Source organism: Exiguobacterium sp. SH0S1, from assembly GCF_004337165.1.
GTDB classification, from domain to species: domain Bacteria; phylum Bacillota; class Bacilli; order Exiguobacteriales; family Exiguobacteriaceae; genus Exiguobacterium; species Exiguobacterium aurantiacum_A.
On the sequence record NZ_SJVC01000003.1, the window covers coordinates 259,022 to 285,865 of the forward strand.

At 51.7% G+C, this 26,844-nt stretch carries 24 protein-coding genes, 1 riboswitch and 1 other annotated feature; of the genes, 10 read left to right on the forward strand and 14 right to left on the reverse strand.

The annotated features are described in order from the left end of the window. Position 1 precedes the first annotated feature (1 nt). Positions 2 to 367, forward strand: coding sequence for a DUF1499 domain-containing protein (locus EVJ20_RS10430; protein WP_070328308.1), 366 nt, complete (start codon positions 2 to 4; stop codon positions 365 to 367). Beyond that, positions 364 to 1,788, forward strand: coding sequence for a dihydrolipoyl dehydrogenase family protein (locus EVJ20_RS10435; RefSeq protein ID WP_070328307.1), 1,425 nt, complete (start codon positions 364 to 366; stop codon positions 1,786 to 1,788). Before EVJ20_RS10430 ends, EVJ20_RS10435 begins: the two co-directional genes overlap by 4 nt. Before the next feature lie 35 nt (positions 1,789 to 1,823). Here the strand turns inward: EVJ20_RS10435 and EVJ20_RS10440 are convergent, their stop codons facing one another. The 3 genes from EVJ20_RS10440 to EVJ20_RS10450 all read right to left on the reverse strand — a co-directional run bounded on the left by EVJ20_RS10440 (position 1,824) and on the right by EVJ20_RS10450 (position 3,638). Beyond that, positions 1,824 to 2,600, reverse strand: a complete 777-nt coding sequence (locus EVJ20_RS10440; protein WP_070329181.1) for a flagellar motor protein MotB — start codon at positions 2,598 to 2,600, stop codon at positions 1,824 to 1,826. Beyond that, on the reverse strand, positions 2,578 to 3,360 hold the full coding sequence (gene motA, locus EVJ20_RS10445) for a flagellar motor stator protein MotA (RefSeq protein WP_070329182.1): 783 nt from the start codon (positions 3,358 to 3,360) through the stop codon (positions 2,578 to 2,580). Before motA ends, EVJ20_RS10440 begins: the two co-directional genes overlap by 23 nt. An 86-nt stretch (positions 3,361 to 3,446) precedes the next feature. Beyond that, a complete protein-coding gene (locus EVJ20_RS10450; RefSeq protein ID WP_233589722.1) occupies positions 3,447 to 3,638 on the reverse strand; it encodes a hypothetical protein in 192 nt (63 codons plus the stop codon). Between the two features lie 201 nt (positions 3,639 to 3,839). Between EVJ20_RS10450 and EVJ20_RS10455 the strand changes: the two genes are divergently transcribed. Beyond that, positions 3,840 to 5,219, forward strand: a complete 1,380-nt coding sequence (locus EVJ20_RS10455) for a TrkH family potassium uptake protein (RefSeq protein ID WP_131505159.1) — start codon at positions 3,840 to 3,842, stop codon at positions 5,217 to 5,219. A gap of 943 nt (positions 5,220 to 6,162) precedes the next feature. Here EVJ20_RS10455 and EVJ20_RS10460 read toward each other — a convergent pair. Beyond that, positions 6,163 to 7,239: an SDR family oxidoreductase gene (locus EVJ20_RS10460; protein WP_131508152.1), complete on the reverse strand. Its 1,077-nt coding sequence runs from the start codon at positions 7,237 to 7,239 to the stop codon at positions 6,163 to 6,165. Further along, a complete protein-coding gene (locus tag EVJ20_RS10465; protein ID WP_131441645.1) occupies positions 7,236 to 9,410 on the reverse strand; it encodes a PAS domain-containing sensor histidine kinase in 2,175 nt (724 codons plus the stop codon). The genes EVJ20_RS10460 and EVJ20_RS10465 overlap by 4 nt, the downstream gene beginning before the upstream one ends. A gap of 135 nt (positions 9,411 to 9,545) precedes the next feature. Between EVJ20_RS10465 and EVJ20_RS10470 the strand changes: the two genes are divergently transcribed. Then, entirely contained in the window at positions 9,546 to 10,031 is a 486-nt protein-coding gene (locus EVJ20_RS10470; protein WP_233589717.1) for a restriction endonuclease, read from the forward strand. Positions 10,032 to 10,249: 218 nt separating this feature from the next. Beyond that, positions 10,250 to 10,729 carry a hypothetical protein gene (locus EVJ20_RS10475; RefSeq protein ID WP_070329187.1) on the forward strand — a complete coding sequence of 160 codons (480 nt, stop codon included), beginning with the start codon at positions 10,250 to 10,252 and terminating at the stop codon, positions 10,727 to 10,729. A 74-nt stretch (positions 10,730 to 10,803) separates the two neighbouring features. Here EVJ20_RS10475 and EVJ20_RS10480 read toward each other — a convergent pair whose 3' ends face one another. Further along, positions 10,804 to 11,427 carry a DUF1836 domain-containing protein gene (locus EVJ20_RS10480; protein WP_070329188.1) on the reverse strand — a complete coding sequence of 208 codons (624 nt, stop codon included), beginning with the start codon at positions 11,425 to 11,427 and terminating at the stop codon, positions 10,804 to 10,806. A gap of 148 nt (positions 11,428 to 11,575) precedes the next feature. Between EVJ20_RS10480 and EVJ20_RS10485 the strand changes: the two genes are divergently transcribed. Next, positions 11,576 to 12,226 (forward strand): diacylglycerol/polyprenol kinase family protein, encoded by a 651-nt coding sequence (locus EVJ20_RS10485; protein WP_070329189.1) that lies wholly within the window; start codon positions 11,576 to 11,578, stop codon positions 12,224 to 12,226. 154 nt (positions 12,227 to 12,380) lie between these two features. After that, the gene (gene murB, locus EVJ20_RS10490; protein ID WP_131490612.1) at positions 12,381 to 13,301 is read left to right on the forward strand and encodes a UDP-N-acetylmuramate dehydrogenase; all 921 of its coding nucleotides are present in this window, start codon (positions 12,381 to 12,383) and stop codon (positions 13,299 to 13,301) included. Between the two features lie 72 nt (positions 13,302 to 13,373). Here the strand turns inward: murB and ald are convergent, their stop codons facing one another. The 4 genes from ald to trhO form a co-directional block, all read right to left on the reverse strand. Further along, positions 13,374 to 14,504, reverse strand: coding sequence for an alanine dehydrogenase (ald, locus tag EVJ20_RS10495; RefSeq protein ID WP_071398884.1), 1,131 nt, complete (start codon positions 14,502 to 14,504; stop codon positions 13,374 to 13,376). A gap of 131 nt (positions 14,505 to 14,635) precedes the next feature. Further along, positions 14,636 to 15,859: a PucR family transcriptional regulator gene (locus tag EVJ20_RS10500; protein ID WP_131465989.1), complete on the reverse strand. Its 1,224-nt coding sequence runs from the start codon at positions 15,857 to 15,859 to the stop codon at positions 14,636 to 14,638. Positions 15,860 to 15,962: 103 nt separating this feature from the next. After that, the gene (locus EVJ20_RS10505; protein ID WP_070329193.1) at positions 15,963 to 16,388 is read right to left on the reverse strand and encodes a divergent PAP2 family protein; all 426 of its coding nucleotides are present in this window, start codon (positions 16,386 to 16,388) and stop codon (positions 15,963 to 15,965) included. A 117-nt stretch (positions 16,389 to 16,505) separates the two neighbouring features. Continuing rightward, the gene (gene trhO / locus EVJ20_RS10510) at positions 16,506 to 17,447 is read right to left on the reverse strand and encodes an oxygen-dependent tRNA uridine(34) hydroxylase TrhO (RefSeq protein WP_131508154.1); all 942 of its coding nucleotides are present in this window, start codon (positions 17,445 to 17,447) and stop codon (positions 16,506 to 16,508) included. A 223-nt stretch (positions 17,448 to 17,670) separates the two neighbouring features. Here trhO and EVJ20_RS10515 point away from each other — a divergent pair, with 223 nt between their 5' ends. Then, on the forward strand, positions 17,671 to 18,303 hold the full coding sequence (locus EVJ20_RS10515; RefSeq protein ID WP_131441650.1) for a TVP38/TMEM64 family protein: 633 nt from the start codon (positions 17,671 to 17,673) through the stop codon (positions 18,301 to 18,303). 36 nt (positions 18,304 to 18,339) lie between these two features. Here the strand turns inward: EVJ20_RS10515 and EVJ20_RS10520 are convergent, their stop codons facing one another. Beyond that, positions 18,340 to 19,623, reverse strand: a complete 1,284-nt coding sequence (locus EVJ20_RS10520; protein WP_070329196.1) for a Na+/H+ antiporter NhaC family protein — start codon at positions 19,621 to 19,623, stop codon at positions 18,340 to 18,342. 71 nt (positions 19,624 to 19,694) lie between these two features. Next, positions 19,695 to 19,790, reverse strand: a riboswitch (SAM riboswitch). A gap of 98 nt (positions 19,791 to 19,888) precedes the next feature. Then, entirely contained in the window at positions 19,889 to 21,568 is a 1,680-nt protein-coding gene (locus EVJ20_RS10525) for a GGDEF domain-containing protein (protein ID WP_236633531.1), read from the reverse strand. Between the two features lie 156 nt (positions 21,569 to 21,724). Further along, positions 21,725 to 21,936: a binding site (T-box leader), on the forward strand. Between the two features lie 53 nt (positions 21,937 to 21,989). Between EVJ20_RS10525 and argS the strand changes: the two genes are divergently transcribed. Beyond that, positions 21,990 to 23,672, forward strand: coding sequence for an arginine--tRNA ligase (gene argS, locus EVJ20_RS10530; RefSeq protein WP_131465991.1), 1,683 nt, complete (start codon positions 21,990 to 21,992; stop codon positions 23,670 to 23,672). 40 nt (positions 23,673 to 23,712) lie between these two features. On the opposite strand, the gene EVJ20_RS10535 is transcribed toward argS, so the two are convergent. Then, positions 23,713 to 24,291, reverse strand: coding sequence for a metallophosphoesterase family protein (locus EVJ20_RS10535; protein WP_070329198.1), 579 nt, complete (start codon positions 24,289 to 24,291; stop codon positions 23,713 to 23,715). Further along, entirely contained in the window at positions 24,288 to 24,779 is a 492-nt protein-coding gene (locus EVJ20_RS10540; RefSeq protein ID WP_034780837.1) for a YajQ family cyclic di-GMP-binding protein, read from the reverse strand. The genes EVJ20_RS10535 and EVJ20_RS10540 overlap by 4 nt, the downstream gene beginning before the upstream one ends. A 69-nt stretch (positions 24,780 to 24,848) precedes the next feature. Between EVJ20_RS10540 and pulA the strand changes: the two genes are divergently transcribed. Continuing rightward, positions 24,849 to 26,843, forward strand: a complete 1,995-nt coding sequence (pulA, locus tag EVJ20_RS10545) for a type I pullulanase (RefSeq protein WP_131508156.1) — start codon at positions 24,849 to 24,851, stop codon at positions 26,841 to 26,843. The last annotated feature ends 1 nt before the right edge of the window (position 26,844 follow it).

Sequence of the window (26,844 nt, forward strand, 5' to 3'; positions counted from 1 at the left end):
CGTGGCCGCAAAAACATTGAAACCGTTGAAAGGAAGTCCGAATGCCGTATCGACACAAACGTCGATCAAAGCGCTGCACATGGACCCGCTTCCGTATGGAAAAGACCGCGATCAAACGGTCGAAACCATCAAAATGGTGATGGGGCAGCTACCTCGGACGGAGCTTGCCGAGGAGACGACGGACACGCTCCATTACGTCGTCTCTTCGAAAGTGATGCGTTTTAAAGATGATGTGGAATTTTTATTTGACGATGAAGCGAGACAAGTAGAATTTCGTTCTGCTTCACGACTCGGTCATTCCGACTTCGGTGTGAACCGGAAACGGATGGACGACGTAAGCAAACGATATCGGAGGTTGATGGGATGAAGGACTATCAGTTGATTGTAATCGGGGGAGGCGCGGCCGGGATGACGGTCGCAGCCGGTGCCGCGAATTTAGGTGTGAAAGTCGCACTGATTGAGAAGAAAAAACATCTGGGTGGCGATTGTCTCCACGTCGGCTGTATCCCGTCGAAGGCGCTCATCGCAGCCTCGAAAGATGCGAGTTCGATGATGCAGGCCGCACGTGTGCTCGGAGCCGAGTTTGACGGGCGCGATCATTATAAGACGACGAAAGCACGAGTCGACAAAGCGCGGGCGATCATTCAAGAACACGATGGGACGGAGCGTTTCGAAAAGATCGGGGTCGATGTATACATCGGAGAAGCGTCGTTCCAAAGCCCGTACGAACTGAAAGTCGGTGACGATTTACTGATCGGTAAAAAGTTCGTCATCGCGACCGGGTCGAAACCGACCGTCCCGCCAATCGATGGATTGGACAACGTTTCCTACTTAACGAATGAAAACGTGTTTGAAGAAGAGACGCTCCCAGAGAGCATCATCGTCATCGGGGCCGGCACGGTCGGACTTGAGCTGGCACAGTCGTTCGCGCGGCTCGGTAGCCAAGTGACCGTGCTCGAGGCGCAAGACGCGTTCTTGCCGAAAGAAGACGAGTCTGTCAGTGCGTTGCTCCGCTCACAGCTTGAGATGGCGCTGCATCTAGAAATCGGTGTCAAGGTCAAACAGATTGCTGAAGTGGCAGGACGCATCAAAGTCACAGCCGAAGTCGATGGGGAAACTGTCGAGTATGAGGCGGAAAAACTGCTCATGGCGACAGGACGTGCTCCACGCATCGAAGAACTTCGCCTTGATCGGGCGAAAGTCGACGTGAAAGACGGCTATGTCGATGTGACGTCGACGTATCGGACGTCACAGTCCCACATCTTCGCCATCGGAGATACGATCAAGACGTTACCGTTCACACATGCGGCTGGCGAAGAAGGCAAGGCGGTCGTCGCCAACGCCTTGTTCGGGCTATGGAACAAGGTCGATTACAGCAAGATGCCTTGGATCACGTTTACCGACCCGGAAGTGTTCCATGTCGGATTGACCGAGGCCGAGGCGCGTGAGCGTCACGGGGATGACATCGAAATCTTTGAGGCGAAGCTGTCCGAAGTCGATCGGTTCGTCGCCGATCGCCAAGAGACAGGCTTCGTCAAAATCATCACCCGGAAGAACGGCAAGATTCTCGGAGGACACGCGGTCGGGATGACGGCTGGCGATTGGATGCAGATTGTCGTCTATGCGATGCAACGCGGTGATAAAATCGGCAAGTTGTCACGTATGATCTATCCGTATCCTTCGCGGAGCGAGGCCGTTAAGAAAGCGGCCGATCTATACTGGCGGAAGCGGCTCTTCGAGAGCCCGCTCACCGAGCTCGCCCGAAAATATTTTGAATGGACACGTTAACAAAAAGCCCACTCTGTCGCAGAGTGGGCTTTTCTTCATGGTAAGACGAGCGTTTCGATCATTTTTGGTGAACCTTCTGATAAGTCGACGAGCGGCTTGATCAATACTTCGACACGGCGATTTTTAGAACGCCCGGCGTCCGTTTCGTTCGTCGCAATCGGCTTATATTCCCCGTAGCTTGCGAGCGTGAACTGATTCGGATTGAGCGACTCATTCGTCAACAGACCTCGCATGAACGCAGTCGCTCGGGCTGAACTGAGTTCCCAGTTCGACGGGAAACGAGCCGTATTGATCGGCACGTTATCGGTATGACCGGACACGACGATTTCTCGATTCCCGGCTTGTTCGAGAATGCCGCTGATCGACTGGGCGACCGTGCGGGCGTCAGCGTCGAGTGTCGCTTCCCCCATGCTGAACAAAGCCCGGTCTTGGATCGTCAGGACGAGCCCACTTGAGTTGATGGTCGCCTCGATTTCGTCTTCTAATCCATTTTTCTTAATGTACTGATTCACTTCTTCTTTTAACTCGTCGAGTTTGGCTAGCTCATACGTCCGCGGATTGGCGGTCGTATCTGTCTTGTCCGTTCGGCTAATGTCACTGTTTGACGCCGTTGAGGCTTGGAAGACACTCGTGCCGCCTGAGAACACTTGATTGAACGATTGAGACATCTTATTGAGCTTCGTCTGGTCGACGTTACTTGAGGCGAACAACACGATAAACAAAGCGAGAAGTAACGTCAGCAGGTCAGCGTAAGGGATGAGCCAGCCTTCCGGGATGTGTTCTTCATGATCATGCTTCTTTTTGCGCTTCATAGTTCGCTCGCTCCTTTGGAGACAAATACACGGCCAACTTATCTTCTAACGTCTTTGGTGACTCTCCGCCTTGAATCGACAAAATTCCTTCGATCATCATTTCCTTGACGACGACCTCGCTTTTCGAATATTGCTTCAACTTGTTGGCAAACGGGAACCAAAGAACATATCCACTGAAAATCCCGAACAGCGTCGCGACAAAGGCGGCGGAGATGGCGTAGCCGAGTTTATCAATATCGGATAAGTCTTTTAGCGCGGCGACGAGCCCGATGACGGCTCCAAGTACACCGAGCGTCGGAGCGTACGTGCCTGCTTGCGTGAACACATCAGCGTTCGCTTTATGGCGTATTTCCATATTCTCGATATCACGCGACATCACTTCGGCGATATATTCAGACGGTTGACCGTCGATGACCATCATCATGCCTTGTTTCAAAAACGGTTCTTCGACTTGCTCGAGTGCCGTCTCGAGTGACAGCAGGCCTTCTTTACGTGCCTGCGTCGACAGGTCGACGAATTGCGTCAACAAACCAGATTTGCTTGGCAGTTCTTGTTTTTTGAATAAAATCTTAAATAGTTGGGGTACCGTCTGTAGCTGTTCTTTCGAAACGGCGATACTGACCGCGGCCGCCGTCCCGACAAAAATAATGACGAGGGCCGCAGGGTTGATCAGCGGAGCGACCCCCGCTCCTTTCAAAATCATCCCTCCGATTAACGTAAAGAAACCGAGTAAAAGTCCGACTAAAGTGACGACATCCATGTCTATGTTTTCCACCTTTCTAAAAAAAATCAAGATATAAAAAAAGCGAGAGACTTAACTCGTCTCCCGCAAATGCGTTCCGATGGTTAAGCGCCGTTTTCGTCAATCAGCAGTTGGATGCTGATATTTCGTTCTTCACGCTCTATATCGGTTAGCACATCGTATTTTTTTAATAATGCGTACAATTGATTCATAACTTCTTGATCAAGTGACCAATTCAACAGTTCTTCGAGCTGGAAATAGAGATGGGCGGGCATACATTGTGATTGACGCTCCAACCTTCGCGAGACATCCTTTAGCGAATGATCTACCGTACTAGGGTCCACGGTTTCATTCAACCTCCTCAATATTCATAAAGTCTATCTCTAATATTACCAAAAAAATATAGGAAGGGTTAGCGATACATTTTTCTAGTTGGCAATTTACACGTCGAGGAGTAAGATGATGCTTAGAAAACTCGATTTAAAGGAGATAGCGAGATGCGACATCGATTGACCGTACGGGAATTGCGCCTTAAACGAATTGAGGCGCTATACCGGCTCATCTTTGAAAAACCGGCCCGATTTATCGCGACTGGATTTTTACTCGCCATCTTGATCGGAGCGACGTTGCTGTATATGCCATTCGCCCAAACCGAACCGGTCTCTTGGATCGATTGCCTCTTCATCGCGACGTCAGCAGGCACGGTGACCGGCCTGTCGACGATCGACATCGGCTCATCGTTCAATACGTTCGGCGAGCTCGTCATCGTCGCCTTGATTCAAATCGGCGGACTCGGATTCATGACGGTCGCGCTCATGCTGCTCAGTGTGCTCGGTAAGAAAATCGGCTTAAAACAGCGCATCTTACTCCAAGAATCGCTCAACTTGTCAGGTCCGGGCGGAACGGTCCGCCTCGTCCGCAACATCGTCTTCACGACCATCATCGTCCAGTTCATCGGAATGTTATTTTTGACGGTCGAACTTTACAGCACGAGCGATTATCGGTTCGGCGAAGCACTATATTATGGCTTTTTCCATGCCGTCTCGGCGTTCAATAACGCAGGTTTTGCATTATGGCCCGACAGCTTGATGCAGTTCGAGCAGAATACGGCCATCGTCGTCACGATTTCGATGCTCTTGATGATTGGGGGTCTCGGATTCACGACGATTGCCGACGCGACCGAAGTGAAACGATGGAAGCGACTCGCTTTGCATTCGAAAATCATGATTGCTTCGCTTGGCGTCATCAACGGAATCGCCTGGTTCGGACTTATGCTATTCGAGTGGGTATCAGTGGAAGGTGCACTTTACGGCCGCCCGATTGGCGAGGCGTTAAACGTCACGTTCTTTCAAGCGGTGACGACACGGACGGCTGGATTCAATACGGTGGACATCTCGATGATGGCGCCGGTGTCGATCGGATTAATCCTCATCTTGATGTATATCGGGGCCGGAGCGGCATCAACGGGATCTGGTATTAAAGTGACGACCGTCGCTGTCATTTTAGCGGACATGTGGGCGTTCATCGCCGGTAAAAAAGAGACAGTCATTCTCGAGCGGACGGTCGACGCGTTTCAAATCAAGAAAGCATACGTCGTCGCCATCTCGAGCTTCTTCTTTATTATGTTGATCACGGCACTCACGATTTTGACGAATGATCACATTCCGGCGACCGCCCTCTTGTTCGAGACCGTGTCTGCCTTCGGAACGGTCGGGCTCTCGCTCGGCATCACGGCTGAACTGAATGACGCCGGGAAAGGGTTCATCATGTTCATGATGCTCCTCGGCCGTGTCGGCTCGCTGACCATTCTGTTCACGGTCGCACGACAGATGGACCGGAAGATCCGTTATCCGAAAGAGAAGCTGTTAATTGGATGAAGACACACAAAAAAGGAAACGGGACGAATGATACAGTGTTGCACCCTTATTCTGATCCGTCTTTAATGAATCAAATTGCATATAATGATGATAGTAACGGAACCGTTTTTTCTGAATTAAATGTAAGTCTCAGTGCAGGAGTTACCTATTATGTGAAATTAATTGGTTATAATAATGGTCCAATAAATACCCGGATCAATTTCCGATTAGCCTCACTTGAAAGTAGGAGAGTCATTTGAAAGAAATTTTATTTATTCTGTTTTCTTTCATTACATGGTGTGTTCTATCCTTCTGGTTAATTTTATTATTTCCGGCAGAGGACGATGCCAATTTAGTATTGTCTGCATTTTATTGGGCACCATTTATTTCTATAATTATAACTTTATTCACAGTGCTTAGTTTAAAATACATCACCATCCCGTACGTATCTCGAAGCATATTTATTATTTATGCTTTCATATCTGGTTGGGCAATCTTTAAATTTTATCGTTTTTGGTTTTTTTAAATGAGGTTTTGTTAAATTGAGCTCAAAACTTCCTCTACAAACGCCTCTTGTGCGGTTCTCCAGCCGAAACATTTCTTCCATCGCCCGTTGATCTTGGCGGACGCGTCCACGAGTTCGTTGTCGCCGTTTTGAACGCTTCCTCTGGGAAGGAGCTCGTCCCCTCCATTCAGGCCGCAGTACGGTCTGCGATTGGTAGGACTATGTAGAACCGTCTGAATGTTTGTCTAATAACTGCATTCTATATGATGTGACGTGTTGCCATTTATTTTTGAATAAAGAATAAAAACTGGGTCCTGAATTAAACGTTCAGGACCCAGTTTCAGGTTATTGAGGCTTGGACATAACCCAGTAGATTTATAAGAAAGAGGCCACCGGGAGCGACTTGTTCGCTCCTGGTGGCCTCTTCTCATTTTATTGAAAAGCTTTAAAACTGGCTAGTTATGTCCCAGCCTCTTTGTGTGTGTTGTAATAAGCGACGATGTCAGGCAAGTAGTCTTGTAAATCCGGGCAAACGATGCCGGTCCCGTTTAACGCTCGGAGCGTCTGCGTCGTGTCGAAATGGACTTGATGCTTAAAATAGGCGAGCAGTTCTTTTGGAACCCCATATCGTTCCGATAGCTGCAAAGCGGAAAATCCGGTTTCTGCGGCGAAATGGGGAATCGTTCCGCGAGGCGAGCGACCAAACATCGCTTCATGGATCATACGGTACACTTCCCGAGCCCCATGCGGGAACGGGTCGGTCAAATGGAACGTGCGCTTTAGACCGACTGGGGCGTGGGCGAGATAAGCAGTCGCTTCGACCACGTAGTCATACGGTACGAGGTTCACTTCGATGTTTTGCCGTCCGATATACGGGAGCGGCGCCGCTTGACGCAACTGGTCCATCAACTTCAACACGAAGTAGACGCCATCGAATTTTTTCGTCTCTCCGGTCTTGCTATGACCGATGACGATACCGGGACGGATGATCGTCGCGGGTATCGAGCCGAGTTCACGGGAGACGATGGCTTCCGCTTCATACTTCGTAGCCTCGTAATGGTTTTTAAACTGGACCCGATGCCATAGCTCGTTCTCATAGACGGTCCCTTGGCGGCGTCCGGAGACGTAGGCGGTACTAAAGTAGACGTATCGCTTTAAATGTTTTGCCCGTTTGGCGAACGCCGTCATATGCTTCGTCCCGAGCAAGTTGACTCGGTAGCCGACGTCATACGGGATGCTCAAGTCATAAGCGGCCGCTAAGTGGAAGATATAATTCACTTCCCGTTCGATGACCGACCGCATGATCGGGTCGAGAATGACTTCCGGGAGTGTGATATCGGCTTCAACAAGCACTAACTGCTCGTCTTGAAGCGAAGTCGTGGCTAACAGTTCTTGTTTCAAAGCGAGCGCTTCTGGTCGTTGTGCCGGTAAATGGAGCGCATAGATCGTTCCAATCTGATCTGGCAATGTCGCGAGATGGGTAATCAGCTTTCCTGCTAAAAATCCTGGGAAACCGGTAAAGGCATATTGATTCATGACGTCTCCTCCGCTACATCTAACGTGAACGTGAACGTCGAGCCAACGCCTACGCTCGACTCGACTTCGATGCTGCCGCCGTGCGACTCGATGATCTCCTTACAGATTGACAACCCGAGGCCGGTGCCTCCGATTTGACGCGTATCTGAGTTGTCGACACGGTAGAATTTTTTGAACAGTTCTTCAAACGCGTGCTCGGGAATCCCGATTCCAAAATCTTGGACGGACACGTGGGCTTGCTTGTGCTCTTTCCGGACGCGAACTTCAATCTCATGACTGTGAGGTGAGTACTTGATGGCGTTTGAAAGCAAGTTGATGATGACTTGCTCGATCCGGTCTTTGTCGGCGATGAGAACGAGCAACTCGTCGGCATCATCGAAATGAATCGAGTGGTCAGTCGTCTCGCGGAAGCGTTCGACGACTTCACGGACGAGCTCGTTCAGGACGAAGCGGTCTTGTTTATACTCTTGATTGCCATCTTCCATGCGCTGAATATCAAGGAAGTCGTTCAACAAGTCCGTCAACCGCTTCGCTTCTTTCGCCATCGTCTTTAAATAACGTTCGCGCTTGTCCTTCGACAAGTCACGTGTCAGCATCAATTCGATGTATCCTGATAAAGAAGATAATGGCGTTCTCAACTCGTGTGAGACGGTGCTGACCAACTCGTTTTTGATTTGGTCCATCCGCTCTTCTTCGGTCCGGTTGCGGAAGACGAACAAAAAGCCACTATCCATCCCAATCTGCCGTTTTGTGTCCATGCCGGTTCCGTACATCTCATAATACTGTTCGTCGCGATCGTTCGGTTGCGGAATCGAAAAACGGAGCGACACTTCACGAGCCGACCCGTCGAGCAAGAGGTCGATTTTCTTTAACATTTCAGTGCGATCACGGCCCCGGAATGTCGTCAGGAGCGGGATGCGTTCCTGCATCTTGTTCGGAGCGATGCCGGGCAGGTCGAGTAAGCGCCGGGCATGCACGTTCATGAACAGGACACTACCGTTCGATTCGGTCAAGACGAACGCCTCGTTCGATGCTTGCAGAATCGATTGGATGATGTCGCGCTGACGAGCAATCGCATTTTTCTCTCGTTCAAGCATGCGCTCGACTTTTTTACGGTCACTAATATCGCGCATGACGGCGACGCGGAGCGTCTGGCCTTGGAACGTCACTTCTTTCGGATAGACTTCCATCTCTAAAAAGGTACCGTCCTCGCGCCGTCCGATGACTTCGTAAGGGGTTTGAATGTGATTACGGACCCGTCTGAGGACATCGGCCCGGTAGCCTTCCGCGATAAATTCGATCGTTTGGCGTCCGACCATGTCCTCGGCCGGGATACGGAAAATCGTTTCGGCTGCCTTGTTCGCGTCAAGAATCGTTCCCCCTTCGTGAAACAGGACAGCTTCAATCACGGACTCAGCAAACATGCGGTAACGCTGCTCTTTATGGAGCAGTTCGCCTTTGAGCGCGATTTCAGGGCTGACATCAAAGACGAAGAAAAAGAAGCCGATGATTTGATTGTGTTCATAGACCGGCTGCATGAACAGTTTGCCGACAAAATGGGTACGATCTTTACGCTGAAACTTCCATTCTCGGTCTCCACGATCGAGTGCGACGCGCAGCATCTGTTCGAACGACAACAAGCGCTCCGTCTCGTCTTGATAATGCGTTCGCTTCTCACTCAGTTCTCGCGACTCGAACAAGGCGAACGGTGTCATCTCATAGAGCACTTCGTGAGGTTGATAGCCGAACAGCTCGGTCGCTCCTTTATTGAAGCGATTGATGAGCAGATTGGCATCTGTCATGATCATCGCCATGTCGAGCTCGGTATGCATCATCGCCTCAAAGGCGTTATGTTGGACCGTGACCCGCGTGTCGAGCGGGAGCGGCTCGATGGAGAGAATATATATATGTTCATATGGGATCGCATGGACGCGAATCGTCGGCATCTCGTATATCCAAGGAAGTCCTTGCTCCATCCGGCGCGACAATTCCATGGTGAGAGGTGACTGGTTGACCATGTGGAAAATATTCGTTTTCGTCTGTAAGTCTTCAGGAAACTGCTCCATGAACGGACGATTCGCCTGAACGATCGTACCGTCCTTCGTAATCAGCGCGACGCCGTAAGGTAAAGCGTGCAGCAGTTCGTTTTGGAGATACATCCTTTTCTCCATTAACGTTTGATCCCTCCTTCTTTATATCAAACGGGTACATTTGGAATACATTCGACAGAAGACCCTTTGTTTTCCTGCATTGATTCGGTAAAGTAAATAAAAGAAAAGGTAGGGAGGACGATTGACGTGAAAGGAATGGCGCTTAGCCTATTGATCGCCATCGGATTATGGTGGTTTGAAGCACCGATGTGGAGCGTCGTCACGGTGCTCGCTCTCGGGATTGCTTGGCTCATCTGGCGGATGCGCCTGTCGACGATTGATCGGATTGATCGAATGGACGGCCGTGAGTTTGAGCTGTTTTTAGAAGAAGTGTTCACAGCGCTCGGGTACACCGTGACGGTCACGCCGGCGTCACGTGATTTCGGGGCGGATTTGCTCCTTGAAACGTCGGACGGCTGGTCGATCGCGGTCCAAGCAAAACGCTATGAAAAAGTTGTCGGACTCGAAGCGGTCCAGCAAGTAGCCGCGTCCGTTCCATACTACGGGGCGAACGAAGGATGGGTCGTCACGAACTCGTCCTATACGGATAGTGCATACGAACTCGCCGAACCAAATCAAGTTCGTCTGATTGCAAGAACAGAGCTCGAACAGCTGCTCAAACAGGCTGGATTTAAGCGCTAAAGTGGCGCCTGTTCACAGCTTTGACAGACTGGCGGATTGTGTCGAAGAAAAAGGGGTTGTCTTTTTCCTCAAACGGTGCAATAATCATCTTCGTCATATGAAATATGTAGTAGTTGAACAGAGAAACACGACTACTAGAAACTAAATTGGGGTTTCACAGAATGACCAACCGAACAAACACAAAAATCGAGGTTGGAACGTAGTAGGAGGAAAAAGCGGTGCGCAAATTAATTTATGTAAAAGGTTGTGTCTTTACGCAAGGCGAGGCGACCATTTATGACGAAACAAATGATGCAATCGGATCTGTTCACCGCGACACGGAGGGCAGTGTTCAAGTGCACAACTTGTCCGGTCGACAAATCGCTCACGGGAAGTACATCCCAAACTGTCAAAAGTGGGTCGTCATGAACCACGACGGGCAAGCGATTGGTCAATTGAAAGACAAGTTCTCGTTATTCGGGAAAAAGTGTGAATACAACGTCTATGAACGTGGTCTCTACACGATTCAATACGATGTCGAACGCTACAAGTTCAGTGTTCGCGATAAAGCTGGAAAACTTGTGGCGGAACTTCGCAAACAAGATGACGATTCTTTCTGTTTGACGAAAGAGGCGGATCAGCTCTCGATGTTCGAGTTGTTGTCAGTTTTGAAGACGTTGACGGTCAAATCACGGATGCCGGTCGCCATGTCAGTCTAACCAATATGACGAACACCAGTCACTGCGACTGGTGTTTTTTTTGCGTTCCACAAAAAAAGCTTCATTTGATCGGCTCAAATGAAGCGGCTTAAATAGTGTTTGGCCTCGAGCTCGAGTGTCGTCACGCGGTGCGCGTACAAACAAAGCTTCAGGACGTGCATGATGTTCGGATGGGTGTGTCCCATCTTCTCGATCGAACGCTTCGCACGAGTATCTAACATCTCGATCGGGCTCGTCGACTTGGCATACTCCGCGTACAAGCGGTAGAAGTCGATCGGGGAGATGAGGTCGTCCTCGTCGCGGTCGGGATTGTTGAAGATGAGTGCGAGCAGCGAGCTCGTCTCTTCGAGCGAAAACAAATGCTTCAAGTCGTCTAGCAAATAAATGATCGCAGCCTGTTGCAGTGAATATTTTTTGCCGACCCGAGGGACACCGATGATTTTGCGAACTTCGCGTTTCGTCCAGTTTTGAATCGTCGTCGCGGACAAATGTTCTCCGGTCAGTGTGTTGGCCAAGGCCACGATTTGATTGATCGACAATCCGTTCTTTTCAATATGAAACAAATGGATTTTACGAAGCTCTTTCGGGAAATGCTCACGCACCTCTTCAGGAAAAAGTGAGATGGCCCGATCGACGTCACCAACCCGCATATAGTGAAGGCAATCAGCCAACGTTTGAATCGAAATTGCATCGCGCATACAGGCATCCTTTCTATAGCCGACTTCGTTCGCGGGCTATACAGTCATTTGACCTCATTCTACCAAATGTTTGAAAAGGAAGCTAGGTTCTGGCCTGATTAAGGTATAATGAATACGTATAAAAATCGCACATAAAGGTGGTCCAAGGATGAATGAATGGGTCAGTTCTATTCTGTCCATCGTCATTGTCCTGGTGTTTCTCGTCGGTCTCGAACAGATTGGCAAGCGCCTCGGCTGGACGGATGAGACAATTCGAAAGAGCGTACATATTGCGGTCGGGCATTGGTCATTGCTCGCCGTCTGGTTGATGGACACATGGTACATCGCCGCCATACCGCTCGTTTTCTTTACGTTCGCAAACGCGTGGCTTCTATATAAGAGCCCGTCTCCGGTCCATCAGACCGAGCGGAAGTCGCTCGGGACCGTCTATTACCCGATCGCACTCCTCGTCATCTTGTTCTTCTTTTTCGAGACGGAACCGCTCGCCTTTTTAGCGGGCTCGCTCGTATTGGCATGGGGAGACGGCTTAGCAGCCCTCATTGGACGCAAATACGGGACGGTGATCTATGACCTGTATGGGCAAAAGCGATCGTTCCAAGGCAGCATGGCCATGTTCTTAAGTTCGTACGCGGTACTCTTTTTATTGTTTTTGTGGAAAGATATTCCGATGTGGCAAGTGGTAACTTATGGGTTTATCATTTCCATCATAGCGACGCTAACAGAAGCGATTTCGTATCGAGATTGGGATAATTTCACAATCCCGATTGTCGTAGCCGTCGCGACATCATTATTGTTGTAAACCATTTGCTAGATTGTAAAGAAAACGTTGCTTGTCACTCTCGGTAAACATTTGTATACTGTGTTTCGTACTGAAACCATTCAGCAACGTGTCCGAGGCGAACTTTTTCGCTTGCGGCACTAATAAAATAGACCGTAAAGGATTGAGGCAACGCATGAGCTTTTTAGACCAACTACTCACAATCATCCCGGCCGAGCGCTTCAAGCAAGACGAGCCGCTGTCAGCACACACATATACAAAACTGGGCGGGAAAGCGGATTATTTCGTGGCCCCACACACGTACGAAGAAGTTCAAGCCGTCCTTGAGCTCGCCCATCGCGAAAACGTACCATTCATGATTCTCGGTTTCGGTTCCAACTTGATCGTTCGAGACGGCGGCCTGCGTGGCATCGTCTTGAACTTGAACGAGTTGAACACGATTCGCCGTGACGGCAACCGAATCATCGCCCAAGCAGGAGCGGCCATCATCGACGTGTCGCGCCAGGCGCTCACTGAAGAGCTGTCTGGACTGGAGTTCGCATGCGGTATTCCGGGAACGGTCGGAGGCGCTGTCTATATGAACGCGGGTGCCTACGGCGGCGAGACGAAAGATGTGATTGCGAGTGCGGTCGTTTTGACGCCAGACGGCGAACTACTCACGCTCTCAAAAGATGAGCTTGACCTCGATTATCGAACGAGCCGAGTTTCGAAAGAAGGATTGATCGTCTTAGAGGCGACGTTCGAACTCGATCCGCTCGGTTATGAAGCGATCAAAGACGTGATGGACGATTTGACGCATAAGCGTGAATCGAAACAGCCACTTGAATATCCGTCATGCGGCAGTGTGTTCAAGCGCCCGCCTGGTTACTTTGCCGGCAAACTGATTCAAGATTGCGGACTGCAAGGCAAGCGCATCGGCGGGGCGGAAGTATCACTCAAGCACGCGGGTTTCATCGTCAATATCAATCAGGCAACAGCGACTGAGTACATCTCGCTCATTCGTCACGTCCAAGCGACGGTCAAACAGAAGTTTGAGATTGAACTTGAACCTGAGGTGAAAATCATCGGTGAAGACATCGCCGTTGAAAACGCATAAACATACGAAAGACGCCCGAACGGGATTTTCCGTTCGGGCGTCTTTCTGTCCGCATATTTCGGATGTGTTCGATTACGCGTGGAGCTGCTTCGTGACGGCTTCAGAGGCCGGTACGAACGTGTAGCCGAGGTCACGGGCGACGGCTTCGTATGTGACCGTACCGTCGATGACGTTCAACCCTTTGAGGAGCGCTGCATTTTCGCGAAGCGCCGGGAAGATTCCTTTTTGAGCGCACTCGACGATATAAGGCATCGTCGCGTTCGTCAAACCGAGCGTCGACGTGCGCGGGACCGCCCCTGGCATGTTGGCGACGGCATAGTGCTGCACACCGTAGCGTTCGTACGTCGGTGCGTCATGCGTCGTAATATGATCGATCGTCTCACAGATCCCACCTTGGTCGATGGCGACATCAACGATGACGGACCCCGGTGACATTTGTTGCACCATCTCTTTCGTGACGAGCTTAGGTGCTTTCGCGCCCGGGATGAGGACGGCACCGATGACGAGGTCGCTTTCGGCGACTTGCTTCGCGATATTATAGCGGTTCGAGATGAGCGTGTTGATCGTGTTCCCGAACTGGTCGTCGATTTGGCGGAGACGAGCCGGGCTGATGTCCATGATTGTCACGTTGGCTCCGAGACCAATCGCGATGCGGGCCGCGTTCATCCCGACGACACCGCCCCCGATGACGGTGACGTTCGCACGAGGCACTCCAGGAAGACCTGACAAGAGGATCCCTTTGCCGCCATGCGGTTTTTCTAAAATTTGCGCCCCGATTTGAGCAGCCATCCGTCCTGCGACTTCGCTCATCGGTGTGAGTAGCGGAAGCGTGCGGTCGACTTCGACCGTCTCGTAGGCGATGGCGGTCATGCCTGAATCGACGAGCGCTTTCGTGAGTTCAGGTTCGGCCGCTAAATGTAAATACGTGAAGAGCGTAAGGTCTGAACGGAAATATTGATACTCTGACGGCTGTGGCTCTTTTACTTTCAAGGCGAGTTCAACGTCTCCCCAAACGTCCTGTGCTGAATCGACGATGCTTGCCCCAGCGTCGATGTACTCCATATTCGTGAAGCCGCTCCCGATGCCGGCTCCCGTCTCGACGAGCACCTCGTGTCCGAGTTCCGTCAAGACTGATGCACCCATCGGCGTCAACGCGACGCGGTTTTCGTTATTTTTAATCTCTTTCAGTACCCCGATTTTCATGTGTAATTCCCCTTTCTATCTGCTGACACAATTTGTTCACACCTCTAGTATAGACCCAAGTGAAATCGCTGTCTTTAGCATGGATTCTAAAAGCGACAACCCCCACTTTGTGATTTTTCACAAAGTGGGGATCAGTCGTCTTGACGATATTGTCCGGCCTTGATCGCTAAATAAATAGCGGCCCGTTCCGGGAGCGAGACTTGGGTGATGCTCGTCAGTTCTTCGATCCGTCGAATCCGATACAAGACCGTGTTCGGATGGATATGGAGGTGGGCGGCGACTCGTTTGACGTTCCCGTCAAAATAGAAATACCATTCAAGCGTCGTCACGAGTTCGGTGCGGTGGACTTGGTCATACGCCTGCAACCGTTCGATCGTCGGGTGCGTCTCGAGGCGCAGGCCGATTCGTCTGGACAAATCGGGGACGAGTTGATAGATGCCAATTTGTTCGAACGCCCGGGCACTAGCGAGCTCGAACGGGAACTTCCGGCGTAGCGATGTGACCCGTCTTGCTTCCTCGGTCGCGGCATAGAGCGTATCGCTTTCGAAGAAACGCCCGCTAATCCCGAGGCGAGGTTCGGCGTCAGTGAACTTGTCTTGCAGCTGGGTCTCGAAGCGACCGGCCCACTGGAGGAGGGCGCCCTCTTCTTCAGACAGCTCGGACTTCATATAATGCCAGACGAGCAGTTGTTGGCCGTCGATAGCGTGGAGGACGACCTCGATCGCTTCTTGTGTCGCAAGCGCATAAAATAACCGCTCAGCGAATTGCGGAGTGATCGGCTGCAAGCAGTCGATGATCGTCAGGCGACTCGCGACGGCAATCGGGGCAAGTTCGTTCAAGCGTTCCCGATGTGCGGAAGCGAGGTATGGCGAAGCGAGCACTTCTAAAAAGAAACGCTCGAGTTCGGCATCGATGCGACGTTCGTGCATGGCGATCGTCATGAGCAGTTTCTTGGCGATACTTGCCCCTTCCTTCAAGACGGTGAGCTCCTGCTCGGAGAAAGGGGTCGTCCGGGCCAGGCTCCAAATGTAGCCGAGCACGTCTTCTTGCTGCTTGATGACGACGGCGGCGCGCTCGCCTAGACCGATGGCCATCCGGGCTGGGATGACGACAGGCTCGTCTCGGTCGATCAGCTCTTGCAGGATACCGCTTTCCCACAAATCTTCGATGACGGCTTCCGGGACGCGACGGCCGATGATGGTCGCAATCCTAGCCGGGTCGGTCGAGTCGGGATGCGTGCTATAGGCGAGTAGCTGATGGTGGCGATTTTCGATCGTGATCGGTGCGCGGATCGCTTGCCCGATCGCTTCGGCGAGCGTGTCGAGTGATTCATATGATTTCTGTAAAAAAGGCATGTCGATTCCTCCTCTTTATCACTATACCGTCTCTGTTGTGAAAGTTCACAAAAAGATGGACAGTTTTTGAGAGGGGACCGACATGCCTGGACATGTGTATCGTTTACATTGGGAAAAATAGTCCGACGACGAGGCCGAGCAATGCGCCGACGATGACTTGGTACGGTGTATGGCCGACGAGTTCGTTCAAGATCGGCGTGTCGTGCTTGATCCCTTTAAAATAGTCGTTCAATAGACGGGCTTGGAAACCAACGGCTTGACGGACGCCGGTCGCGTCGTACATGACGATCGTCGCGAACGTGAGCGCGAGGGCGAACATGCTTGAGTCGAGGCCTTCAGCCCGGCCGATCGCGGTCGCGAGCGCGACGACGGTCGAGGTGTGGGAGCTTGGCATTCCGCCTGAGGCGAACATAATTTCAAGTTCAAAGTCACGTGTTCGAATGAGTTCGGTCACAAGTTTGGCCGCCTGGGCGATAAACCAGGCCAGTATTGCGGCGAGTAACGGTTCGTTAAAGAGCAATTCAGTCACTTCCTGTCTGACAATAGTATCTACACTATACCCGATTCCATGCCGCGCTAGACGTAAAGTTTCTGTCAAAAATAGCGTCGCGGGCATTTGCCCGCGACGCTATTCGGTCGATTTTTGTTACCCGACGACGCCTTCAGTCTCTTGAAGTTGTTCCGCAATATTCTCGATGATATAGCGGTTGCGTGGATGCTCCTGACACTCTTTCGAGCATGAACGCATCTGTTTGGGTTCACACTCTTCACAACAGAAGTGTTGGGCATTGCACTCCGGGTTGGCACAATTAACGTAACGGACCGTCTTCGTTCCACAGTGCATGCACGTTGAAACGACTGACGGATTGACCGTGTTGACTGGGACGTTGATGCGCTCGTCAAAGACGTAAAGCTCGCCGTCCCAGTTTTCCCCTTGTGTTGCTTCGTCTTTGCCGTACATGGCGACGCCGCCTTTTAAGTGGAAAATGTTGTCGTGACCTTGGTCACGCATATATGCGGTAAATTTCTCGCAACGGACGCCTCCGGTACAGTACGTGAGAAGTGTTTTCCCTTCGTAGAGGTCTTTGTTCTCCTCGAGCCAGTCTGGCATGTAACGAGAAGCCTCTACGTCGATTTTGATCGCATTTTTGAAGTGACCAAGATCGTACTCGTAGTTGTTACGAACGTCGAGGATGACGACATCATCGCGATTCATCATCTCTTTCCATTCTTCCGGTTCGAGATACGCACCGTGTTGTTTAGGCACGTCGAACTCGCCATCAAAGCGCCACGTCACGAGCTCTTGTTTGTGACGGACAAAGATTTTCTTGAAAGCATGCTCTTCGACTTCATCGATTTTGAACTCGATGTCGCTGAAGTATGGATCGGCTTTCAAGTCGTTCATGTACTGTTCGGTTTGTTCCCAAGTGCCCGAGCACGTCCCGTTGATTCCTTCGGAAGAAATCAAGATACGTCCTTTGATCCCGAGGTCCTTACAATACTTGAGGTGTTGTTGTGTCAGTGTTTCTGGGTCCTCGATGTTGACGTACTTATAGTACAGTAAGACCCGCATTGGTTTTGTTTCCATGTTATTGCTCCCCTGTGTTCAGTTTTTTGCAGGAAAACGAACGTTGGGTTGTGTCGTTCGACGAATGAACTTGCCTGCAACCACAAGTCCATTATTATATGATAGATATCACAGTGAAATTTCGCAAATACTTTTTATTTTTTTTTGAGGAGGGCAGGGGGATGCGTCCTCTTGAACGAATTCGGGTAAAAGGTAGTAACGAAAGCCGAAGGTGGAAACTGAAATGCTCACATCACTCCAACAATATATATTGAACATCATCGAATGGCTCCAAGGACTGCCGGGAGGTCCTTGGGCTGGACTTGGGGCCCCGTTCCTAGAAGCGATTTTCCCGTTCCTCCCGCTCGTCTTGATCATCTCGGCGAACGCGGCCACGTATGGCTTCTGGCTCGGTGTGCTCTTGTCATGGATCGGCAGTTTGGCAGGGACGCTCCTCGTGTTCGCCGCCGTCCGATACGTGTTCCGCAAACCGATGACGCGTTGGCTCGAAAAACATAAACAGGGTGTCTATTGGCTCGATCGCATCAACCATATGAGTCCAATCTCGCTCGGATTCTTATATTCGTTGCCGTTCATCCCGGTCAGTTTGATCACGTACTTACTCGCCTTGATTCAAATGCCGCTCCGGACGTTCGTATTGGCGGCCGGATTCGGGAAACTGCTCGTCGTCGTCATCTTCTCGGTCATCGGTGATCAGTGGCAAGAGTTCATCCAAAGCCCGTTCCGCTTGTCGATGCTCGGTTTGCTCTTGCTCGTATTGTGGGCGATCAGCCGGGGTCTCGAAGAACTTCTCAAACGGCGCGCTTTCAAAAAACGGAACGAAGAGCTCAAACGTAAACGTGAAGCGAGAACATAAAAATCCTCGAAGGCGACCGCCTTCGAGGATTTTTGCTTAGTTGGTTTTTTTGAAACGTGGGAAGTTGAAGACGATCGCCAAGCCTCCGCAAATGAACAGGAGGAACGGATAGAACATATACGGGACGAGGGCGGGGGACGCCGTGTTCGTCAACTCGGCGGCGATGAGGAGCTGCGCCCCGTAAGGCAGAAGTCCTTGTACCCCGCACGAGAAGATGTCGAGTACGCTCGCTGACTTTTTCCGTTCGATGTCATACGTATCGGCGATATTCGCGGCAAGCGGGCCTGCTACGAGAATCGAGATCGTATTGTTCGCCGTCGCGACGTTCGTCGCACTGACGAGCCCGGCGATGCTCCATTCCGCACCAGCCCGGCGTTGAATCCGTGACGTGAGTGCGTCTCGTAAATAGGTGAGTCCACCGTTATGCGAGATGAGTCCGACGAGTCCGCCCATGAATAATGTCAAGAGCGAGATCTCGGCCATGCCCATCATGCCGTCGGCCATCGCCGTGACGTAAGACGTGACGGCCAAGCTTCCGTCAATCAGCCCGATGATGCCAGCGAGCGCGATGCCGCCGAGCAAAACGAGGATGACGTTCAGTCCGGTCAAGGCGAGGACGATGACGGCGAGATACGGAATCAACTTGTACCATTCGAACGCGGCCACTTCAATCGTCGACTCTCCGCTTGAGAGAACGGCTAACAGGACGGTCGTGATGATTGCGGCCGGGAGCACGATCCAAAAGTTGGTCCGGAACTTGTCGCGCATGTTCGTCCGTTGTGTCCGGACGGCGGCGATTGTCGTATCCGAGATGAACGACAAATTGTCTCCGAACATGGCCCCGCCGACAACGGCCGCGGCCGCGATCGCGATATTGACCCCGCTCTCTTGATGGATGCCGAGCGCGATCGGGGCGAGCGCGGCAATCGTACCGGTCGATGTGCCCATCGCCATCGAGATGAAAGCGGCGATGACGAACAGTCCGCTCAGTAAGAGTGACGGTGGCAGGAACGTCAAGGCCGCATTGACCGTCGCGTCAATCGCACCGATTGCACCGGCGACGCTCGAGAACGCACCGGCGAGCAGGAAGATGAATATCATGATCAAGATGCCTGGATTACCGGCACCTTGGGCGATGCGCTCAACGGTCTGAGTGACGCTTCCTTTCGTCATCATCGCAGCGACAATTAAAGCGATCAACGCCGCGATCAGCACCGGGAACTTGTAAAAGTCGCCATAATAAATACCCGCCCCGATGAAGAAGACGAGGAAGACGAGCAAGGGCAAGAGCGCCCATTTGTTAGCTGTTGGTTGTTCCAATCGATTCACCTCATTTCAAAGAATAGAAAAAAAGAGCCTTCCGAAAAAGGCTCTCTCTGTAAGAGACACCCTTTTCATCTTTCGAGCAGAACGCTCGCTGGATTTGGCACAGGTTACCCGCTGCCGAGACATCTAAGGGCCAGTCCCTCCGTCTCTCTTGATAAAAAGTCGTCATGATGTAGTTGTTAGACACGTTTCCTAACGTACCTGTTTCAAATCGGGTTGTCAACAGAAATCCCCCTGCGCCAGTGGACGCGGGGGGAAGTCATGTCGTCAAAAAGTTGTAATGGGCGACGCGGTTACGACCGGCGTACTTGCCGCCGACGTAAAGGGCCCGGTCAGCGTTACGGATCGTATCGTCAAGCCGTTTGTCGCCGAACGCTTGAATCGTATCGACACCGATCGAGGCGGTCACGGGAATATCGACCCCATCGACACGGAACGGCTTATCTTCAATTTTCTGCCGAATCCGTTCGGCGATATCGACGGCTTGGTCGACGTCGCAATGATTGAGCAGCAAGATGAACTCCTCGCCCCCGTAACGGGCCGCAAAGTCATCGGTCCGGAGCATTTGCCGGATTCGCCGCCCGAACTCTTGGAGCACGCTGTCTCCGACTTGGTGACCGTGCGTGTCATTGATTTTTTTAAAGAAGTCGATGTCGAGCATCGCGACCGAGATCGGGTACATCGAGCCGTCCGAGATTTGTTGAATCCCATACTCGTAGAACGCGCGCGCATTGGCGAGCAGCGTCAAGCTATCGGTGCGGCTTTCCGTGTATAGGCGGTCGCGCTCGTGGCATCGGCTGATCGTTCGGTTGAACGATTTCAACAGTTTTACCATCTCGTTTTGAATGATGGGGGGATAGCCATAGACGTGTTCACCAATCATGACGATACGTGTGCGAATCCCGTCAATCTCTTCTGACTGGACTGAGATGAAGCTGTGGTAATCGTCATGAAACGCATCTGACAACGCTGCGTCCCATTCGAAGCGCATCTCATAATCGACAGACTTGGCGTGTGGATGGCGCGCTTCCATCAAGTCGAAGACGAGTGGACGGTCGATCGGCTGTCGCGTCAACAAATCGAAATAGAGCGTTCGGTCGAACAGGACGAACTCGACAAACCCTTTATCATATTGGTTGAGGCGCTCACATTGACTCAAGAACACTTCAATCGCCTGGGCCTCGCTTTGAGATAGGGAGACGGCCTCTTTCGCTTCATCGTACTGTTCGATCAATGACTTGAACGCGTCTTGGCGCCCTTTTTGAATCATCAACCGCTTAATAAAGAACGTGAGGGCGGCCGCGATGCTGCTGACGACGAGCAAGTTCGTCTCACGGAAGAACGACGCGGCGAAGATGAAGACCAAACTGACGATGTACGTGTAAAACGCGATGCTCAAAAAATCACGGACCGGGATATCGACGCGGAACCACCAGCCGACTTGATACTTCTGGACGACCGTGTTCAAAATTATGGCAATGATCAGACCGACGAGCGGAACGAACGAATCCTGCGAATAGAAGCCAAGACCAGTTTCACCTCCGAGGGCCAAGTAAACACTTGCCGGGATGGCGATTTCTAAAAATGACGTGATCGCGTTCCAAGGATAAGTGAACCGAAAGCGGCGGAGCGCGACGCGCGGTTTTAGGTTGGCGAACTGAAAGACGAGAAGTCCGATTTGGTTGACGAGGAGCGCCGTCTCAAAATCAAAGAATAAAAAGATGATGAGGACGATACTTTCTGAAAACGTGAAATAAATGCCTTTTCGTTCAATCGAGTCCATTTGGAAAATGACGACGAGCAGCGCGATCAAGATGAACGGAAGCGGCTCGATCGCCGGAATATCAAGAACACCGGTTGTAAACAAGGTGATGGTCAGTAAAACGATCAAACTCCAAATGCTCCAACCGAGGACGGACATTTTGCGAAAATGATTCATAGTTCCCTCCTGTGTGGGAAAAGTCTTCTCATATGTATGGTAGGAGATTCGGCACGGTTGCGCCCAAGTCCTGCCTATTCATCATAATGGCTGAATTCTAGCATTGAGTCTACATCAAATATCCTCTATAATGAAGTTGCTTTTCAACCACATAGACGAAAGTCGATGAAAAAGAGAGTAACGATCGTTTAGTCAACAAAGCGACCTAGGGATTGGTGAGAGCCTAGGCTGACAAACATCGCGAAACGCACTTTTGAGATGCTATCCGAAGCGAGTAGGCGTAGCCGGGGGCCCCCCGTTATCACCGTTAAAGTGGTCTGTGTAAAACAGGCAAGAAGAGTGGTACCGCGGGCCAACCCGTCTCTTTGCATCTGTGCAAAGGGCGTTTTTTTTATGACTAGATTTGAAGGAGGAAATTTACATGAGTTATGAACGCAAGTATGCGGAGGCTCTGTCACGTGTCATCGGTGACGAACTCACGCTCGACCAGATTGAGGCATTGATTGAAAAACCAAAACATGAGGCACACGGGGATCTCGCGTTCCCATGCTTCCAACTCGCCAAGGCGTACCGGAAAGCGCCGGTCATGATTGCGACTGACATCGCCGGTGAATTGAACGACGAACTGTTCACAAAAGTTGAAGCGGCCGGTCCATACGTGAACGTCTTCTTGAGCCGTGGCGTCGTCTCGCAGGAAATCATTAACGTGGTTCTCGACGAGCAAGCGGATTACGCGACGCATGCAACACGCAACGAGACGATTGTCACGGACTTCTCATCACCGAACATCGCCAAACCGTTCTCGATGGGGCACTTGCGCTCGACGGTCATCGGTAACGCCATCAACCAGATCGCTCGCAAAAACGGCTATAACGTCGTCGGTGTCAACCATCTCGGTGACTGGGGTACACAATTCGGGAAACTCATGGTCGCTTATAAGAAGTGGGGCGATGAAGAAGCGGTCCGGGCAAATCCGATCGCTGAGCTCTTAAAGCTATACGTTCACTTCCATGAAGAAGCGAAAACCCAACCTGAGCTTGAAGACGAGGGCCGTGCTTGGTTCAAAAAGCTCGAGGACGGTAACGTTGAAGCGACCGAACTGTGGACGTGGTTCCGTGACGAGTCGCTCAAAGAGTTCCAAAAAGTATACGATCTCCTCGGTGTCGAGTTTGACAGCTTCCACGGTGAAGCGTTCTACAACGACAAGATGGACCGGATCGTCGCCATGCTCGAAGAGAAGAACCTGCTCGTCGAGAGTGAAGGGGCGATGGTCGTCTCGCTTGAAGACGAGAACTTGCCACCTTGCCTGATCACAAAGAAAGACGGCGCGACGCTTTACGCGACACGTGATTTGGCTGCGGCCGTCTATCGTCATGAGACGTACAACTTCGTCCAAGCGAACTACGTCGTCGGTGGCGAGCAGGCGCTCCACTTCAAACAGTTGTTCTCGGTACTCCGCAAGCTCGGTTACGACTTCGTCGACGGCATGCACCACGTACCGTTCGGCTTGATCTTGCAAGAAGGGAAGAAGATGTCGACACGTAAAGGCCGCATCGTCCTACTTGAAGAAGTATTGAAAGAAGCGATCGAGAAAGCGCAAGCGAACATCGAACAGAAGAACCCTGAGCTTCCAAACGCAGAGAACGTGGCTCGTATGGTCGGCGTCGGCGCCGTCATCTTCCACGATTTGAAGAATGAGCGCATCAACAACATCGAGTTCGACCTCGACAGCATGCTCAAGTTCGAAGGGGAGACGGGACCTTACGTGCAGTACACGAACGCACGGGCGAACTCGCTCCTCCGTAAAGGCAACTACGACGGTGCGACGTTCGCAGGTGCGGACGACGACCACACGTGGGGCGTCGTGACGATGCTCAACGCGTTCCCACACGTCATCACGCGTGCCCATGAGCGCCGTGAGCCGTCGATCATCAGCCGTTATGTCCTCGACTTGGCGCAATCGTTCAACAAGTATTACGGCCACGTCCGTGTGCTTGAAGAAGATGCGGGCAAACAATCGCGTCTCGCGCTCGTCAAAGCCGTGACGATCGTCTTGACGGAAGGACTCCGTTTAATCGGTGTCCAAGCTCCAGAAGAAATGTAAATACGACAAAAGGGACCTGCGAAAGGTCCCTTTTGTTGTGTCACGCCTTCATCCGCGTGACTGTTCGCGTCTTCGTATCATACAGACACCATTCTCGGTCGAAGATGACGGCGCCGACGTTGATGACGTAGCGCTTCTTCTTCAACTTGAACGGTGTCCCGATTTCCCAGGGAATCGAGCGGCCTTTCCGGTAGATGCCCGGAATATGACTATGCCCGATGAAGACGAGCGGGTACTTGCCTTTTTCGACGATCGGCTCCCAGTCGGCGCTCCACTCGATTTGGTGACCATGTAAGAACAGCGCCTCATCGAGTGTCGTCTGTTCAGGCAATAATGAGATGCGGGTCTTGACAGGGTGCGACACGATGAGCACTTCGTCAATCCGTTCTTCTTGGTTGCCGCGCAGGCTCGGGAACGTCAAGAGCGCCTCGTACTGCTCGTCAAACGTCATGACGTCAGAGACGTCATGAAACCGTTCGTTGCGCCGTTTTTTGCCGATATGGCACTCGTACAAGTCGCCGAGGCAGAGGATGTGCTCGGTCTCGCGCCTGACCGCCTTGAGGACGGCTTTCAAATCATCAAACGAACCGTGCGGGTCACTGATGATGGCGAGTTTCATCGGTAGTTCGTGAACTGGGCATCGACCGATAACTCGAGCTCACGGACGAGTTGCATGACCGCTTGTAGGTCATCCCGTGACTTGGCCGTCACACGAATTTGATCGTCTTGAATTTGCGATTTCACTTTCAACTTCGACTCTTTGATGGCGTTGTTGATCTTCTTGGCATCGTCTTTGTCGATTCCGCTCTTCAACTTGACACGTTGACGGACGGTACCGCCGAGTGCGCGTTCGATTTTTTGATAGTCGAGGTTTTTCGTCGGCACACCGCGCTTGATCAACTTCGAGATCATGACGTCTTTTAACTGTTCGAGTTTGTAATCGTCATCTGAGACGAGGACAAGGTCACCGTTATCGAGTGACATCTCACTCTTCGACCCTTTAAAGTCGTAACGGTTCAAAATTTCTTTTTCGGCGATTTGGATCGCGTTTTTCACTTCTTCGAGGTTCATTTCTGACACGATATCAAAAGAATTGTCTTTTGCCATGTTTCATCCATCCTTTGTATGGGTTTTGTTATAATGATAGCAGATTTGAAGCAGTGAAGGAGTGAAACGATGGAACATACAATCGATAGACAGACAAATGTAGACTTGGATCACGTTGCATATCATGGAAAAGACCTTGGGGTGACGTTTAAAAGTGAACTCATCCGTCTGCGGGTGTGGTCGCCGGTAGCCGAGCAAATGACAGTGAAGCTTTATCGTACGGCGCGGGCGCGTAAGTTTGATCGCATCGAGCTCGAACGGGCCGAAAAAGGGACATGGATGGTCGAGCTTGACCGGGCGCAATTCGAAGGTCAGTTTTACGTGTTCGAGGCAATCGTTGACGGCAAACGCATCGAATCCCTCGATCCGTATGCGAAAGTCGTCGGCGTCAACGGGAAGCGGGGCTGCCTGCTCGACCCGTCTTCAATCAACCCGGACCATTGGATCAAAGAACGTCCGCTCTTCCACTCTTCGCAAGAAGCGGTCATTTATGAAGCACATGTGAGAGATTTGACGAGCCACCCGGATGGCGGTGTCATGCACCGTGGCAAATTCCTCGGGATGACCGAGGCCGGCACGAAGACGAAAAACGGATACCCGACAGCGCTCGACTACATCACAGCGCTCGGCGTGACCCACCTTCAACTCATGCCGTTCTTTGACTACGGTTCGGTCAACGAGTCGCGGGAAAGCGAGTCGAACTATAACTGGGGCTATGACCCGGTCCATTATTTCGCGGTCGAAGGTTCGTACGCCTCGACAGCGGATGACCCGGCCGCCCGTATCCTCGAATTGAAGGCGATGATTCAAGCGCTCCATGACCGCGGGATCCGCGTCATCATGGACGTCGTGTTCAACCATACGTATGACGCTTTGACGACACCGCTCGGCCAGTTCGTGCCGGACTACTACTATCGGTTGAACGAGGACGGGACGCTTGCCGACGGCTCGGAGTGCGGCAACGATACGGCGTCAGAGCGGGCGATGATGCGCAAACTGATCGTCGAATGTGTCTCGTATTGGGCCAAAGAGTTCATGATCGACGGCTTCCGCTTTGATTTGATGGGGCTGCATGACGTCAAGACGATGAACCAAGTCCGCAAAGCACTCGACCGGATCGATCCCTCGATCCTCGTCACCGGAGAAGGCTGGGATCTCGATACACCACTGGCAGTTCGTAAGAAGGCAAACCAACACAACGCCCATAAAATGCCACGTATCGCCCAGTTCAACGATGCAATCCGGGACGGAATCCGTGGTGACGTGTTCATCGAAGACTTGCCGGGCTGGATCAGCGGCAACGCCGAGCTGACGGCTGACGTGAAGCGCGGGATCGCCGGTGCGGTCACGAGTCAAAGCTTCGCCGATGAGCCGAACCAAGTCGTCAACTACGTCGAATGCCATGACAACTTGACGCTTTGGGACAAACTTGCCGCCGCTAGTCCTGACGACAATGAGACGACGCGCCGTCGCCGTCATCGTCTTGCGACGACGATCGTCCTGCTCAGTCAAGGCATTCCGTTCCTTCACAGCGGTCAAGAGTTTTTCCGCACGAAAGACGGGGACGAGAACAGTTTCAAATCGGGCGAGGTCATCAACCGATTGGACTGGACCCGGGCCGAGCAAGAGACGCCGAGCGTCGAATATGTGAAAGGCTTGATCAACTTACGCAAACAGTATCCGTTGTTCCGTCTCGAGAACACCGAACAGATTCGAAAGCACTTACGTTTCTTTGACGAAGAAGAAGGGATAATCGCCTACGAACTTCATCGTCACGTCGAAGGTTATGTCGAGCGTCATCTCGTCTACCATAACGGACTCGAAGTACCGGTCGACGTGAAGCTGCCAGCAGGCAAGTTCGAAGTTCATGTCGAGGATCATACCGTCAACTTGACGGCGCCACGCCTCGTCGAAGACCGGCACCTCACCGTCGCGCCGCTGTCGACGCTCGTCGTGACAGAACGCCGTCCGGATTACAGCAAGTACGCCGTCGCCGGTGGGGCTGCGCTTGCCATCCTTGGACTCTGGTACGTCGCGAAAAAACGGAAGAATAAACAAGGGTAAC

Bases quoted from the DNA above. Each gene is read 5' to 3' on its own strand.
- EVJ20_RS10435 (WP_070328307.1), top strand. From the start codon at position 364: ATGAAGGACTATCAGTTGATTGTAATCGGGGGAGGCGCGGCCGGGATG.
- EVJ20_RS10440 (WP_070329181.1), bottom strand. From the start codon at position 2,600: ATGAAGCGCAAAAAGAAGCATGATCATGAAGAACACATCCCGGAAGGC.
- motA (WP_070329182.1), bottom strand. From the start codon at position 3,360: ATGGATGTCGTCACTTTAGTCGGACTTTTACTCGGTTTCTTTACGTTA.
- EVJ20_RS10455 (WP_131505159.1), top strand. From the start codon at position 3,840: ATGCGACATCGATTGACCGTACGGGAATTGCGCCTTAAACGAATTGAG.
- EVJ20_RS10460 (WP_131508152.1), bottom strand. From the start codon at position 7,239: ATGAATCAATATGCCTTTACCGGTTTCCCAGGATTTTTAGCAGGAAAG.
- EVJ20_RS10465 (WP_131441645.1), bottom strand. From the start codon at position 9,410: ATGGAGAAAAGGATGTATCTCCAAAACGAACTGCTGCACGCTTTACCT.
- EVJ20_RS10470 (WP_233589717.1), top strand. From the start codon at position 9,546: ATGGCGCTTAGCCTATTGATCGCCATCGGATTATGGTGGTTTGAAGCA.
- EVJ20_RS10480 (WP_070329188.1), bottom strand. From the start codon at position 11,427: ATGCGCGATGCAATTTCGATTCAAACGTTGGCTGATTGCCTTCACTAT.
- EVJ20_RS10485 (WP_070329189.1), top strand. From the start codon at position 11,576: ATGAATGAATGGGTCAGTTCTATTCTGTCCATCGTCATTGTCCTGGTG.
- murB (WP_131490612.1), top strand. From the start codon at position 12,381: ATGAGCTTTTTAGACCAACTACTCACAATCATCCCGGCCGAGCGCTTC.
- ald (WP_071398884.1), bottom strand. From the start codon at position 14,504: ATGAAAATCGGGGTACTGAAAGAGATTAAAAATAACGAAAACCGCGTC.
- EVJ20_RS10500 (WP_131465989.1), bottom strand. From the start codon at position 15,859: ATGCCTTTTTTACAGAAATCATATGAATCACTCGACACGCTCGCCGAA.
- trhO (WP_131508154.1), bottom strand. From the start codon at position 17,447: ATGGAAACAAAACCAATGCGGGTCTTACTGTACTATAAGTACGTCAAC.
- EVJ20_RS10515 (WP_131441650.1), top strand. From the start codon at position 17,671: ATGCTCACATCACTCCAACAATATATATTGAACATCATCGAATGGCTC.
- EVJ20_RS10525 (WP_236633531.1), bottom strand. From the start codon at position 21,568: ATGAATCATTTTCGCAAAATGTCCGTCCTCGGTTGGAGCATTTGGAGT.
- argS (WP_131465991.1), top strand. From the start codon at position 21,990: ATGAGTTATGAACGCAAGTATGCGGAGGCTCTGTCACGTGTCATCGGT.
- EVJ20_RS10535 (WP_070329198.1), bottom strand. From the start codon at position 24,291: ATGAAACTCGCCATCATCAGTGACCCGCACGGTTCGTTTGATGATTTG.
- EVJ20_RS10540 (WP_034780837.1), bottom strand. From the start codon at position 24,779: ATGGCAAAAGACAATTCTTTTGATATCGTGTCAGAAATGAACCTCGAA.
- pulA (WP_131508156.1), top strand. From the start codon at position 24,849: ATGGAACATACAATCGATAGACAGACAAATGTAGACTTGGATCACGTT.